Origin of the sequence: Pedococcus bigeumensis, from assembly GCF_006438965.1 — a bacterium.
In the GTDB taxonomy this organism is placed as follows: domain Bacteria; phylum Actinomycetota; class Actinomycetes; order Actinomycetales; family Dermatophilaceae; genus Pedococcus; species Pedococcus bigeumensis_A.
Genome location: NZ_RCZM01000001.1, coordinates 584,831 through 597,522, shown reverse-complemented (window position 1 = coordinate 597,522; position 12,692 = coordinate 584,831). Strand labels below are relative to the sequence as shown.

The following is a 12,692-nucleotide window of genomic DNA, read 5'->3' as shown; positions in this document are numbered from 1 at the left end:
CGGGTGGGTGGAGCGGGTCAGGCCAGGCCGAGGTCGCGGCGCAGCTTGGCGACGTGGCCGGTGGCCTTGACGTTGTACCAGGCGTTGGACACCGTGCCGGACTCGTCGACGACCACCGTGCTGCGCAGGACACCCTGGACGGTCTTGCCGTAGAGCTTCTTCTCGCCGAACGCGCCGTAGGCGTTCATCACCGACTTGTCCGCGTCGGACAGCAGCTGGATGGTGAGGCCGTCCTGCTCGCGGAACTTGGCCAGCTTCTCCGGCTTGTCGGGCGAGATGCCGAGCACCTCGTAGCCCTCGCGGTGCAGGGTGTTGATGTTGTCGCTGAAGTCGCAGGCCTGCGTGGTGCAGCCCGGAGTCATCGCGGCCGGGTAGAAGTAGACGATGACCTTCTTGCCGCGAAGGTCGGACAGGCTGACCTGGGCACCCTTGTCGTCGGTCAGGGTGAAGTCGGGTGCGGTGTCACCCGGGCTGAGTCGCTCGCTCACGGTCGTTGGTCTCCAATCCGGCAAGGTGCCTATTGCGAATAGTTTGCAATAGGCTGGTTCACGTCCTGCGTCAAACCTATCCCAGCAGCAGGCGGCCCACCCGAGCAGGCAGGAGCACCTCGTGCACGTCCCCGACGGATTCCTCGACGCACCCACGTCGGTCGGCACCGCCGTCGTCGCCGCAGCCGGGGTGGGACTGGCCCTGCGGGGCGCCCGTCGCGAGCTCGACGACCGCACTGCCCCCCTGGCCGGGCTGGTCGCGCTGTTCATCTTCGCGACGCAGCTGCTCAACTTCCCGATCGGCGCCGGGACGTCCGGCCACCTCCTCGGTGGCGCCCTCGCGGCGGTGCTGGTCGGCCCGTGGACGGCGACCCTGGCGATCACGGTCGTGCTCATCGTCCAGGCGACCCTGATGGCCGACGGTGGGCTCACCGCACTCGGCACCAACATCACCCTGATGGGCCTCGTCGGGGTCTGGGTCGGCTGGCTGGTCTTCATCGCCCTGCGCCGCGTGCTGCCCAGGCGCCCCGCCTCCGTCGTCCCGGCCGCTTGCGTCGCGGCGTTCGTGTCCGTGCCGACGGCCGCGTTCGCGTTCTCGGTCCTGTTCGCCATCGGAGGCGTCGCCGACGTGCCGTTCTCGACCGTGGCCACCGCGATGGTCGGCGTCCACAGCCTGATCGGGCTGGGCGAGGCCGCCATTACGGCACTGGCCGTGTCGAGCATCGTCGCCGTCCGCCCGGACCTCGTCTACGGCGCGCGACCCGCCCTGCGCCAGCGCACCCTGACCATCCGTGACGAGGTGCCGGCATGACCAAGGCCAGCCCCGCGACCAGCGCGACCGATCCCGGCAGCCAGACCGATGCGGCCCGGACGACCGGTGCCACCGAGACCCCCAAGGGATCTCCCTCGGCCCGGCCTCGAGTGAGCACCCGACGGGTCGTCGTCGTCGGCATCCTCGTGTCGCTCTTCCTCGCCGGTGTCGTGTCGTTCTACGCCTCGACCCACCCCGACGGACTGGCGTTCGTGGCCGGCGAGAAGGGTTTCCTGCACTCTGCGGGCGCCCATGCCAGCGACGGCTCGCCGTTCGCCGGCTACTCGACCCGGGGTGTCGAGAACGCCAGGCTCTCGCGCGGTCTTGCGGGCGTCGTGGGCGCCACCTTGGTCTTCGTGCTCGCCGGTGGCCTCTTCCTTGTCGTCCGACGCCGCGACCAGCGCGACACGGCTGGCGACACTGCCGGCGGCGCTGCTGGCGGCGCTGCTGGCGACTCCCCGAGCGACGGCGACGGCTGACGTGGGCGCAGGACACGGCCACCACCTGCACTTCCACGGGCACTCGCTCGCGCACCGGCTGCCCGCCCACGCCAAGCTCGTGGCGCTGCTGGGCTTTGTCGTCACCGTCGTCCTCACCCCACGGACGGCCTTCGCCGCGTATGCCGTCTACCTCCCCCTCGTCCTCGTCGCCCAGCGCTGCTCCCGGGTGCCGTTCGGCTACTACGCCAAGCGGATGGTGGTCGAGGTGCCCTTCGTCGTGTTCGCCCTGCTGATGCCGTTCGTGGCCACTGGGCCCCGGGTCGAGGTCGGTCCCTTGCGGCTGTCCGAGAGCGGACTGCTCAGCGCCTGGGCACTGCTGGCCAAGGGGACCCTGGGGGTGATGGCCTCCCTCGTGCTCGCGACGACCACCGAGCCACGGCACATCGTGGGCGGGCTGGAACGACTGCGGCTGCCCGACCAGCTCGTGCAGATCATGGGCTTCATGGTGCGCTACCTCGAGGTCGTGACCGGGGAGATGGCGCGGATGAAGGTCGCCCGGGAGTCGCGCGGCTTCCAGGCCCGCAGCATCCGGTCCTGGCCGGTCCTCGCCACCACCGCCGGCGCCTTGTTCATCCGCTCCTACGAGCGAGGTGAGCGGGTCCACCTCGCCATGCTGTCCCGGGGATACACGGGCCAGCTGCCGGTGACCCGTCCCATGACGGCGACCGCCGAGCAGTGGCGACGGGCCGGCATGCTCCCCGCCGCGGCGCTGGCCACGCTCCTCGTGGCGGTGGCGCTGTGAGCGCCCCCATCCTCGACGTCCAGGGCCTGGCCTACGCCTACCCGGACGGCCACCAGGCTCTGTTCGGCGTGAATCTCCATGTGCACCAAGGAGAACGCGTTGCCCTGCTCGGCCCCAACGGCGCCGGCAAGACCACACTCGTGCTGCACCTCAACGGCATCCTCACGGCTGGCGCAGGCTCGGTGTCGGTGTCCGGGATGCCGGTGGCCAAGGAGAACCTGATGGAGATCCGGCGTCGCGTGGGCGTGGTCTTCCAGGATCCCGACGACCAGCTCTTCATGCCGTCGGTGCGGGCTGACGTCGAGTTCGGGCCGGCCAACCTCGGGCTCCGCGGAGCCGCCCTCGAGGCGCGGGTCGTCGCCGCCCTCGACCAGGTCGGGATGGTCGACTACATCGACCGGCCGCCGCACCACCTGTCGTTCGGCCAGCGCCGCCGCGTCGCGGTGGCGACCGTGCTGGCGATGGAGCCCGAGATCCTGGTGCTCGACGAGCCGTCGTCCAACCTCGACCCCGCCTCGCGGCGAGAGCTCGCCGACATCGTCCGCTCGCTCGACGTCACGGTGCTGATGGTCACCCACGACCTGCCCTATGCCTACGAGCTGTGCTCGAGGTCGGTCGTGCTGTCCGACGGGGTCGTCGTGGCGGACGGGCCCACCCGCGACGTGCTGACCGATGACGCCCTGATGTCTGCGCACCGGCTCGAGCTGCCCTTCGGGTTCGACCCGCGGACCATCCCAGCGCCCTAGCCGGTCGGGTCCCAGACCCCTTCGTCACTCCCCCAGCGTCGACCCACCCACGCGAACTCCCTTGGTGCGTCATCGATCCCGAAGGCCGGTCGCGACTGCGCGACCCGGCCGTACACGGAGCTGGACTCGACCAGCCACGGAGCCGGATCGTCCACCGGCGCGGCGGGTCCGTCGAGTGCATCGGTCTGGAGCAGCCAGTGGGCGGTGCGGGCCAGGTGCGCCTCGACCCGCCACGTACCACCCTCGGTGGCCCGCCGCCGCAGGGCGCTCAGCACCCCGGCAGCGAGGAGGTAACCCGTCGCGTGGTCGAGAGCCTGGGCGGGTAGCGCGCCCGGCGAGACCCCGTCTCGTGACTCGATGAGGGCGATCCCCGTGGCCGCCTGGACGATGCTGTCGAACCCGCGCCTCCTCCCCCATGGGCCGCTCGGGGTCCAGGCGGTGAGCGTGGCGCAGACGAGGTGCGGGTGCTGCTCGGCGAGGTGGTCGGGGTCCAGTCCGTATGCCGCGAGGGCGCCGGGGCGGTAGCCGGTCACCAGCACGTCGGCCTCGGCCAGGAGCTCGTGGAGGCGGTGCCGGGCGTGCTCGTCCTGCAGGTCGAACAGGGTCGAGCGCTTGCCGGCGTCGGTGTCGAGATGGAGGGCCTCGAGCTCCGGAAGGTGCGGGCCGTCGACCCGCAGGACGTCGCAGCCGAGCTGCGCCAGGGCCCGGGTGGCGACCGGACCCGCGAGCACCCGGGTGAGGTCGAGGACTCGTGGTCGACGGGGCACCTCGACAGGGGTGGCGGTCGCGGTGGCGGCCACCCTCAGCAGGTCGTGCGCGGCCACCGACCGGCCCGCCTCCGAGGACATCCACTCGGCCACTGTCCGCACCCGCACCGCGATCCCGTGGTCGGCGGTGACGACGTCCTCGACCTCCTGGGCCGAACGGTCGACGATCGCCGCCGCGGCCTCCTCACGGGTGGCGTCCTCAGCCAGACCCAGCGCCCGAAGCAGCCGAACCAGGTGGTGCGGATAGTTGGCGTGGGTGCGAACCCAGCCGTCCCGTGCCTCGAAGAAACCTGACAGCGGGGCGAATCCGGGCTCGTGCTTCCCGTTGACCGTCTGCTCGTTCCGGAAGGACACCGCCACCTGGCGTGGGTCGATGTGCACCCGCTCTCCTGCACGCAGGGCGGCACCGGCAAGGCCGGCCGCGGCGACCGAGCCGCAGGCGAGGGTGTTGACCGGGAGGGCGGCAGGCAGGGCACTGCCGGTCGCGAGGTCGAGGTGCGCCGCGGCATACCCCTCGTCGAGGCCAAGGGCCGGGAGCACCTCACGCAGCAGGTGGTTCACCCCTCGACTCTAGAACCCGGAGGGCCCGCTGGCGGTCAGAGCCGGTCCCGGTCCGCAGCCCTCCCGCGGTCCCGGGGTCGGCGTCCCGGTGATGACAATTGTCATGGGGACATTTCGTGCTTTGGACGGAGCCTTGCGAGTGACGCCGCACCCACGGTGTCACCAGGGGACCACGAGGCCCCACCCCTCCATCACGGGAGCACACGATGACCCTTCGAATTGGCCTGGCGGTAGCCGCGGCCGGATGTCTCGGCCTCGCCGCTGGGGCACCCGCCCTGGCCGGCACCACGACGCCGGTCTCCACCGGCACCTCTCTGTCCGCACGAGCACCCGAGTCCGCCTTCCATGCGGCCGGTGCCGCTGCCGGCGCGGCCGACCCAGCCAGCTGCACGCGGCCCGCCCCGGACGGGCGCGTGTCCACGACCATCCACTGCTACACCCCCGACCAGATCCGTGCCTTCTACGGACTGTCCCCACTCACCCCGGCCACGACGGACGGAGCCGGACAGACGATCGTCCTCGTGGACTCGTACGGCAGCCCCACCGCGGCCAACGACGTCGCCTTCTTCGCCAAGACCTTCAACGGGCCGACCCCCGACTTCGAAGCGGTCTTTCCCCTCGGCAAGGTCGACTACACCCACGCCACCGGCAACGGCAGCGGCACCGCTGGGCCGACGTCCGCCGACGGCTGGGCGGGCGAGGCCAACCTCGACGTCCAGTGGGCCTACGCCATGGCTCCCAAGGCGCACATCGTGCTCGTCGGCACGCCGGTGGCCGAGACCCAGGGCGTGCAGGGCATGCCCAACTTCATGAAGGCGATCGACTGGGCCATCGCCAAGTACCCCGCCGGGACCGTGTTCTCCATGTCGTTCGGCACCAGCGAGGAAGCCTTCGGCGGTGCGTCAGCGGCCCCCCAGTTCGCGAAGTTCGACCAGACCTTCCAGCGCGGACTCGCCAAGCACGACACGTTCTTCGCGTCGTCCGGTGACGACGGGTCGCTCGGCACCGGTCGCGCACACCACCAGGGGCAGACGCTGGACCACCCGTCGGTGAGCTACCCCAACTCCTCGCCATACGTGACCTCGGTGGGCGGCACGCAAGTCCAGTCCGGCTGGACGTGGGCGCCGACGCAGGACAAGCCGTTCAACGACGACGGAAGCCGCAACCCGCTCTACTGGGCCTGGACCCAGGGCGGCAGCAGCCAGGCCGTCTGGAACGAGAGCTGGGCGTCGATCGGCACCGGAGGCGGCCTCTCGAGCGTCTACCCGCGTCCGGCGTACCAGTCGACCGTGGCCGGCGTCGTGGGCACCCACCGCGGGGTGCCGGACCTCGCGTGGAACGCGGCGGTCAACGGCGGCGTGCTCGTCTACTACTCGTACTTCCCCGAAATCGAAGGCCCCGCGGCGTGGGGGGTCTTCGGCGGAACCTCGGCCAGCTCACCTCAGGTCGCGGCAGTCACCGCCATCGCCAACGCGTCACGCAAGGCCGCAGGGAAGCCCGGTATCGGCAACCTCAACGCGGCGATCTATGCGAGCAGCTTCCCCCGGGCCAGTGCCTTCAGCGACGTCACGCCGCACACCTACGGAACCGCACCCAGCGGCGTCCTGCAGGACAACCGGATGTGGGAGACCGGCTCCGACGGGTTCGTCACGCCGGGTGCTGTGCCCGGGGTCCCGACGACGTCGGGCTACGACCTCACCACCGGCTGGGGCAGTCCCAAGGCCGCCGGCTACGTCGCAGGGCTCACGGCAGCACCCTGACGACAGCGGTGACTGGCGGGCCGTCGTTCCGGGGCAGCAGGACTGCCCCGGAACGGCGGTCACGTGTGGCGGTTTGTGGGATCAAGAGGGCGCCGGTCCGGCGGGTCTGCCGTGCCGGGGACCTCACTCGCACAAGGCATTCCGTCCGCTCCGACCAGCGTGAACACAGGCCGCCTCAGTAGCCCTCGGGAAGCAGCTCGCCCACGGGCGTGCTCGCTTCGAGCCGGTTCGCGGCGGGTGCCAACGGGCACACCCAGCGGTAGTCGTAGACGCAGGACGGGTTGTAGGCGAAGTTGAGGTCGACCACCCAGCGGCCGGCGTCGTCGCGGCCCAGGTCGGTGCCCTTGACGGTGTCGAGCAGGTAGCGCCCCGCACCGTAGGTCTCGCTCCCGGCGGAGCCGTCGCGGACGGGCAGGAAGAGCCCGCCGCCATAGGAGTTCAGCCACCAGAGGTCGAGGGTCCCGAGGCCGTCCAGCGTGACGCGCCCGGCGCCGGCGAAGGGCACGATCCCGTCGGTCGCGGACCTGAACTCCCACGGCTCCTGGTCGTCGCCGACCTCCTCCACCTCGACGACAAACCGGTATGCCGCGTCGTAGGGCGCGTGCCGCAGCTGCTGTTCGTCCCGCCGCGGTGAGGCGGGGTGCTCGAGGAAGAGTCGGGAACGGGTGTCGACCCACACCGCGTGGGCGGCGACCGGGTCGGGCTCGGCGCGCACCGCGGCATACAGGGCGTGCACCTCACGCCGCCACGATGCGACGTCGAGGGCGCCGGGGTACTGCAGCTCGTCCTGATCGTCGTCGGCAAGGGTCATGGGTCAGTCCTCCAAGGCATGGTCGTGGACGAACCGCTCGGCTCGACGGTCGGGAACCAGCCACGTGACGGCGACGGCGACGTAGGCCAGCACGCCGATCCACGGTGCGACGAGCGATCCGAGGATGCCGAGCACGTAGACGACCGGGCTCAGCTTGCCCTTAAGGTCGCGCCCCACCGCCTGCCGCAGCAGGCCGTCCGGTCCGTCGCGGCGAAAGACCGTCAGCTGGAGGACGTAGTAGGCGATGGCCGCCCCCAGCAGGTTGATGCCGTAGACGACGACGGGCAGCTGCGCGAACCGCGTGTCGTCCATCCACGCCGTCGTGAACGGCACCAGGGAGAGCATGAAGAGCAGTCCGAGATTGGCCCAGAGGATGGCGCCGCTCACGTGCCGGACCAGCTGGAACATGTGGTGGTGGTTGTTCCAGTAGATGCCGATGTAAACGAAGCTCAGCAGGTAGGTCAACAGCCCGACCAGGGACGGCCTCAGGGCCTCGAACGTCGGCTCCTCGGGGACCTTGAGCTCGAGCACCATGATGGTGATGAGGATGGCGAGCACCCCGTCGCTGAACGCCTCGAGCCGACCGGTCCGCATGGAGGGAGTCTAGGCAGATCCCAGGAGCGAGGTCCTGCTCCAGCGATCGCGAACCCGCGTGGTTGGTGGTCTTGCCTACCTTCCTCGACCGTCGGTGCATCGCCTTAGGTTTCGTGGATGGGGACGAGGCATCGCAAGTACACACCCGAACTGCTACAGGAGGCTGTCGACGCCTGCGACTCCGTCATGGGTGTTCTTCGATTCTTGGGGATGCCCCAAGCGGGGGGAACGCACGCGCACATCAGTCGCAAGATCCGGGAGTTTGGGATCGATACATCACACTTCGACAGACACAGGCGGGGTGGAGGCCACAATCGCTTGACGCCAGCCCAGATCCTCCGTGAGGTGCCGTTCGGCAGTAGACGAATGCGGCCAGAATTCTTGCGCCGCGCCTTGATTGAGACTGGCGTTCCGTATCGATGCGCACTCTGCGACCTGAGCAACAACTGGCAGGAGTTGCCTTTGACACTGCACGTCGACCACATCAGCGGCGACTTTCACGACAATCGAATCGAGAACGTGAGGTTTCTCTGCCCGAACTGCCACGCACAGACGCCAAACTTCGCCGGGCGCGGAAAGGGCGGCTACCGCCACGGGGCGGGAGAGGGTGCCCTGTTCGAAGACGGGTCTGCGTAAACTGACGCCGCTCGCCGGAGTGGTGGAACTGGTAGACACGCGGCACTTAGGATGCCGTGCCTTCGGGCGTGGGGGTTCGAGTCCCCCCTCTGGCACAAGGGTTTCGTCGCGGGCTCAGCCGAGCAGCTCGCGCAGGTGCGGGACCATCTCGCGGAACGCCTTGCCACGGTGCGAGATGGCGTTCTTCTCGTCGGGAGACAGCTCGGCAGCGTGGCGCGTGTCACCCTCCACCACGAGGACCGGGTCGTACCCAAAACCGTTGGCGCCCTTGGGCTCTCGGGCCAAGGCACCCGGCATACGCCCCTCGGTGGCACGCACCGTGCCGTCCGGCAGGGCGAGCACGGCAGCGCACACGAACGCCGCTGCACGGTGCTCGTCCTTGACGTCGGCGACCTGCGCCAACAACAGGTCGAGGTTGGCCTGGTCGTCGCCGTGCCGACCTGACCAGCGCGCCGAGAAGATGCCGGGTGCGCCGCCGAGCACGTCGACGGCCAGGCCCGAGTCGTCGGCGAGCGACGGGAGCCCGGTGAAGGCGGCGAGCGCCTCGGCCTTGAGCCGGGCGTTGCCCTCGAAGGTCACTTCGTCCTCGACCACGTCTGGCGCCCCCGGGAACTCCGACGCACCAACGATCTCGAGGCCGAGCTCCTCGCACACGTCGGCGAGGATGGCGCGGAGCTCGCCGACCTTGTGGTCGTTGCGGGTGGCGAGGACGACGCGAGTCACAGCACGCGCTCCCGCGGTGTGGCTGCCAGCGCCTCCTGCTGCTTGCGGGTGAGGTCGGCGCAGCCGGCAGTGGCCTTGTCGAGCAGCTTGTCGAGCATCTCGCGGTCGAAGGCGCCGTTCTCGGCCGTGCCCTGCACCTCGACGAAGCGTCCGTCGCCGGTCATCACGACGTTCATGTCGGTCTCGGCGGTCGAGTCCTCGGGGTAGTCGAGGTCGATCACCGCCTCCCCCTTGACGATGCCCACGGAGACGGCCGCGATGGACCCGGTGAGCGGCTGGGCGTCCTTCTTGATCAGGCCCTTGGCGCGGGCGTCCTCGATGGCGTCGACGAGCGCGACATAGGCGCCGGTGATCGACGCGGTGCGGGTGCCACCGTCGGCCTGGAGCACGTCGCAGTCGAGCACGATGGTGTTCTCGCCGAGCGCCTTGGTGTCGATGATGGCGCGCAGGCTGCGGCCGATGAGGCGGCTGATCTCGTGGGTGCGGCCACCGACCTTGCCCTTGCGGGACTCGCGGTCGGAGCGCGTGTTGGTCGAGCGCGGCAGCATCTCGTACTCCGACGTCACCCAGCCGGTGCCCTTGCCCTTGAGCCAGCGCGGCACCCCCTCGGTGAACGACGCCGCCACCAGCACTCGGGTGCGCCCGAACTCGACGAGCACGCTGCCCTCCGCGTGGTCGAGCCAGTTGCGCGTGATGCGCACCTCGCGGGTCTGGTCGGGGGTGCGGCCGTCGTGACGAGTCATGCCGGCAAGGCTAACGGGGGTATGCCGGGTGCTCCCCGACACCCCACACCCCGGCTCCTGTTGGAAGTGAAACTTCCGGATATCCGGAAGTTTCACTTCCAACAGGGGGCGAGCAGGGGCGGGCAGCGGGGACGTGTCGGGCGTCAGTCGCCCGGCCTAGGCTGGTCCCCATGGCTGACACCACCTCCCTGGCCCCGCGACTCGGTGCCCACGTCGACTCGGCCGACCCCATCACGGCCGCCCAGGAGCGGGGTGCCGGCCTCAGCCAGTTCTTCCTCGGCAACCCGCAGGGCTACAAGGGTCCGGAGTACGAGTACGAGGGTGGGCCCGAGGCGCTGCGTGCTGCCGCCGAGGCTGCCGACATCGACCTCTACATCCACGCGCCCTACCTCATCAACGTCGCGACGACCAACAACCGGATCCGCATCCCGAGCCGCAAGCTGCTCCAGCAGTTCATCGACGCGGGGGCCGCGATCGGTGCCAAAGGGCTGATCGTGCACGGCGGCCACGTCGACAAGGCCGAGGAGGTCGACAAGGGCTTCGACAACTGGCGCAAAGCGATCGAGGCCACCGACCTGAAGATCCCGCTGCTCCTCGAGAACACCGCCGGTGGCGACAACGCGATGGCTCGCACCCTCGAGCGCATCGCCCGGGTCTGGGACGCCATCGGCAGCGCCGAGGGATCCGACAACGTCGGCTTCTGCCTCGACACCTGCCACGCGCACGCCGGCGGCATCCCGCTCGCCACTGCGGTGGACCAGGTCAAGGCCATCACCGGCCGGATCGACCTCGTGCACTGCAACGACAGCCGCGACGAGTTCGACTCCGGCGCCGACCGCCACACCAACCTCGGCGAGGGCCTCATCGACCCGGACGAGCTGGCCGGTGCGGTCCGGGCTGCAGGCTCGCCCGTCGTCATCGAGACCCGGGGCGGTCTCGACGGCCAGCGCGCCGACCTCGACTGGCTGCGCGCCCGGCTCTAGGCCGAGGTCAGTCCACCAGCGGGTGCGTCGCCAGGAACCGACGGATGTGCTCGCGCGGGTTGTCCGCCAGGTGCGGGCCGTGCGTGAACGCCGCAGTCGTGTAGTCCAGCTCGCCCAACCGGTGCGCGGTCTTCTGGGTCAGCGCGAAGTTGCTGCAGAACGACTTGATCGGCCAGCGCAGGCTGCGCACGTTGAAGATCGAGTCACCGGTGATGAGCACCCCGGAGTCGCGATGCAGGTATGCCGCGTGGCCGGGTGAGTGCCCCGGTGTGTGGACCACCTCGATGCCCCCGCTGCCGAACGCCACGACCTGGCCATCAGTGAAGGTCTCCCCCACCGTCAGCGCTGCGAAGCCGCCTCCGGGGAGGCGGTCCATCAGCCGGCCCAGCAGGAACGCGTGGTCGCGGGGCGGCGACGCGCCAGCCATGGCGAACGGGGCGTCGTCCTCGTGGATGCCGAAGTCCTTGCCCGTCGCGCGGGCGACCTGCGCTGCACCACCAGCGTGGTCGGGGTGGGCGTGGGTGAGCATCAGCCGGGTGACGTCGCTCGGACCTGAGCCGATGGACGCGAGCGCAGCCAGCACCTTGGCCCCGGACTGCTTGACGCCCATGTCGACCAGGGTCACCTGGCCGTCGTCGTCGCGCAGGATGAACCCGTTGACGAAGTCACCGAGCAGGGGGATGCGCCACACACCGGGGGCGAGGGCGACAGCGAGGGTCTTGGCCATGGGCTGAGCCTAGGTCTCCTGGGTCCGGAGCGCTTCCAGGTCGGCGAGCTCCGGCGGCCAGACGATGCTGAACCGTTCGAACACCACTTCCAGGTGCTCCGAGAAGGCGAGGCCGATCCGCTCGCACTCCCGCTGGAAGAACCGCCGGTGGCCCTCCAGCCACGACTCCAGGGAGCGGTCGTACTCGCCCTCGTCCCAGGCGAACTGGGCGTCGACGCTGTCCAGCGGCCCGACCCGCAGCTCGCGCGTCCGCAGCACGACTCGGGGCGCACCCGAGCCGTCGCAGGCGACCCAGTGCGCACCGATCCGCGGCAGCGGGTCGCCGTCCGCGGCATACGCGGCCACGAGTCCCGCGGTCGCCCGTTTCGGTCCGTCGGTGACGAACGCGATCAGCTCGTCGGCGAGCTCCGGGCTGTCGCCGAAACACTCCACCGGCGGCTCGCCCTCGTCGGGCAGGTAGGGGTGGCTGGCGCGGTAGTCGGCCCACATCGCCAGCCCCGCATCAACGTCGACCTCGACGGGCTCGCTCATGCGCGGCAGCCTAGACGGCTCGGCTCAGAGCTCGTCGGTCCGCGCTGGGGTCAGTCGGCGAGGTCCGGCGGCCAGACGAGGACGAACCGCTCGAAGCAGACCTCAAGGTCCTCGGAGAACTCGATGCCGAGCCGCGCGCACTGCCGTTCGTAGGCGCTGCGGTGGCCAGCCAGCCAGGTCTGCAGGGTCCGGTCGTACTCTCCCTCGTCCCAGGCGAACTGTGTGTCGACGCTGCGGAACGGCCCCAGCCGGAGCTCGGTGGTCCGCAGGATCGCGCGGGGCTGTCCCGACCCGTCACAACAGACCCAGTAGGCGCCGAGCGGGGGCAGCGGCTCGCCTGCGGCGACGTACCCGGCGACAAGCGACGCGGTGGCCCGCTTGAAGCCGTCGACGATGAAGCCGCCGAGCTCGTCGGCGAGGTCCGGGCGGTCGCCGAAGCACACCACCTCCACGTCCGGCTGCGGAGGCACGTCCGGGTGGGCGCGGAGGAAGTCGGCGTACATCCGCAGACCGGCCTCCCGGTCGATCGGGACCTGCTCGCTCATGGGCGGCAGCCTAGGGGACTCGGC

General features: G+C 70.3%; 15 protein-coding genes and 1 tRNA gene. 7 read left to right on the top strand and 9 right to left on the bottom strand.

Features of this window, described 5'->3' with window-relative positions; all coding sequences use genetic code 11:
• Nucleotides 1-17 precede the first annotated feature (17 nt).
• On the bottom strand, nt 18-488 hold the full coding sequence (gene bcp, locus EAH86_RS02695; protein WP_140737055.1) for a thioredoxin-dependent thiol peroxidase: 471 nt from the start codon (nt 486-488) through the stop codon (nt 18-20).
• Between the two features lie 121 nt (nt 489-609).
• Between bcp and EAH86_RS20400 the strand changes: the two genes are divergently transcribed.
• The 4 genes from EAH86_RS20400 to EAH86_RS02680 are packed head-to-tail and all read left to right on the top strand — an operon-like array spanning nt 610 to nt 3,287.
• The gene (locus EAH86_RS20400) at nt 610-1,299 is read left to right on the top strand and encodes an energy-coupling factor ABC transporter permease (RefSeq protein WP_170212760.1); all 690 of its coding nucleotides are present in this window, start codon (nt 610-612) and stop codon (nt 1,297-1,299) included.
• Nucleotides 1,296-1,778, top strand: a complete 483-nt coding sequence (locus EAH86_RS20395; RefSeq protein ID WP_170212759.1) for a PDGLE domain-containing protein — start codon at nt 1,296-1,298, stop codon at nt 1,776-1,778. Before EAH86_RS20400 ends, EAH86_RS20395 begins: the two co-directional genes overlap by 4 nt.
• A 1-nt stretch (nt 1,779) precedes the next feature.
• Nucleotides 1,780-2,541 carry a cobalt ECF transporter T component CbiQ gene (cbiQ, locus tag EAH86_RS02685; RefSeq protein WP_140737497.1) on the top strand — a complete coding sequence of 254 codons (762 nt, stop codon included), beginning with the start codon at nt 1,780-1,782 and terminating at the stop codon, nt 2,539-2,541.
• Complete coding sequence (locus EAH86_RS02680; protein ID WP_140737054.1) at nt 2,538-3,287, top strand: energy-coupling factor ABC transporter ATP-binding protein; 750 nt, start codon at nt 2,538-2,540, stop codon at nt 3,285-3,287. The genes cbiQ and EAH86_RS02680 overlap by 4 nt, the downstream gene beginning before the upstream one ends.
• Here EAH86_RS02680 and EAH86_RS02675 read toward each other — a convergent pair.
• Complete coding sequence (locus EAH86_RS02675; RefSeq protein ID WP_241668146.1) at nt 3,284-4,615, bottom strand: CoA transferase; 1,332 nt, start codon at nt 4,613-4,615, stop codon at nt 3,284-3,286. The genes EAH86_RS02680 and EAH86_RS02675 overlap by 4 nt on opposite strands.
• Nucleotides 4,616-4,821: 206 nt before the next feature.
• On the opposite strand from EAH86_RS02675, the gene EAH86_RS02670 reads away from it, so the two are divergent.
• A complete protein-coding gene (locus EAH86_RS02670) occupies nt 4,822-6,375 on the top strand; it encodes a S53 family peptidase (protein WP_140737053.1) in 1,554 nt (517 codons plus the stop codon).
• Between the two features lie 175 nt (nt 6,376-6,550).
• On the opposite strand, the gene EAH86_RS02665 is transcribed toward EAH86_RS02670, so the two are convergent.
• Nucleotides 6,551-7,186, bottom strand: a complete 636-nt coding sequence (locus tag EAH86_RS02665) for a DUF1684 domain-containing protein (protein ID WP_140737052.1) — start codon at nt 7,184-7,186, stop codon at nt 6,551-6,553.
• 3 nt (nt 7,187-7,189) lie between these two features.
• A complete protein-coding gene (locus tag EAH86_RS02660; RefSeq protein ID WP_140737051.1) occupies nt 7,190-7,780 on the bottom strand; it encodes a TMEM175 family protein in 591 nt (196 codons plus the stop codon).
• 649 nt (nt 7,781-8,429) lie between these two features.
• Between EAH86_RS02660 and EAH86_RS02650 the strand changes: the two genes are divergently transcribed.
• Nucleotides 8,430-8,511 (top strand) — tRNA-Leu (locus EAH86_RS02650).
• Nucleotides 8,512-8,530: 19 nt separating this feature from the next.
• Here the strand turns inward: EAH86_RS02650 and rdgB are convergent.
• Both rdgB and rph read right to left on the bottom strand, forming a co-directional pair.
• Nucleotides 8,531-9,139 carry an RdgB/HAM1 family non-canonical purine NTP pyrophosphatase gene (rdgB, locus tag EAH86_RS02645; RefSeq protein ID WP_140737049.1) on the bottom strand — a complete coding sequence of 203 codons (609 nt, stop codon included), beginning with the start codon at nt 9,137-9,139 and terminating at the stop codon, nt 8,531-8,533.
• Nucleotides 9,136-9,882 (bottom strand): ribonuclease PH, encoded by a 747-nt coding sequence (gene rph / locus EAH86_RS02640; protein ID WP_140737048.1) that lies wholly within the window; start codon nt 9,880-9,882, stop codon nt 9,136-9,138. Before rph ends, rdgB begins: the two co-directional genes overlap by 4 nt.
• Before the next feature lie 170 nt (nt 9,883-10,052).
• Between rph and EAH86_RS02635 the strand changes: the two genes are divergently transcribed.
• Nucleotides 10,053-10,865: a deoxyribonuclease IV gene (locus EAH86_RS02635; RefSeq protein ID WP_140737047.1), complete on the top strand. Its 813-nt coding sequence runs from the start codon at nt 10,053-10,055 to the stop codon at nt 10,863-10,865.
• 7 nt (nt 10,866-10,872) lie between these two features.
• Here the strand turns inward: EAH86_RS02635 and EAH86_RS02630 are convergent, their stop codons facing one another.
• Genes EAH86_RS02630 through EAH86_RS02620 form a run of 3 tightly spaced genes read right to left on the bottom strand, consistent with a single transcriptional unit; the run spans nt 10,873 to nt 12,668 of the window.
• Nucleotides 10,873-11,592 carry an MBL fold metallo-hydrolase gene (locus EAH86_RS02630; RefSeq protein WP_140737046.1) on the bottom strand — a complete coding sequence of 240 codons (720 nt, stop codon included), beginning with the start codon at nt 11,590-11,592 and terminating at the stop codon, nt 10,873-10,875.
• A 9-nt stretch (nt 11,593-11,601) separates the two neighbouring features.
• Entirely contained in the window at nt 11,602-12,123 is a 522-nt protein-coding gene (locus EAH86_RS02625; RefSeq protein WP_140737045.1) for an ASCH domain-containing protein, read from the bottom strand.
• 50 nt (nt 12,124-12,173) lie between these two features.
• Nucleotides 12,174-12,668: an ASCH domain-containing protein gene (locus EAH86_RS02620; RefSeq protein ID WP_140737044.1), complete on the bottom strand. Its 495-nt coding sequence runs from the start codon at nt 12,666-12,668 to the stop codon at nt 12,174-12,176.
• Nucleotides 12,669-12,692: the final 24 nt, after the last annotated feature.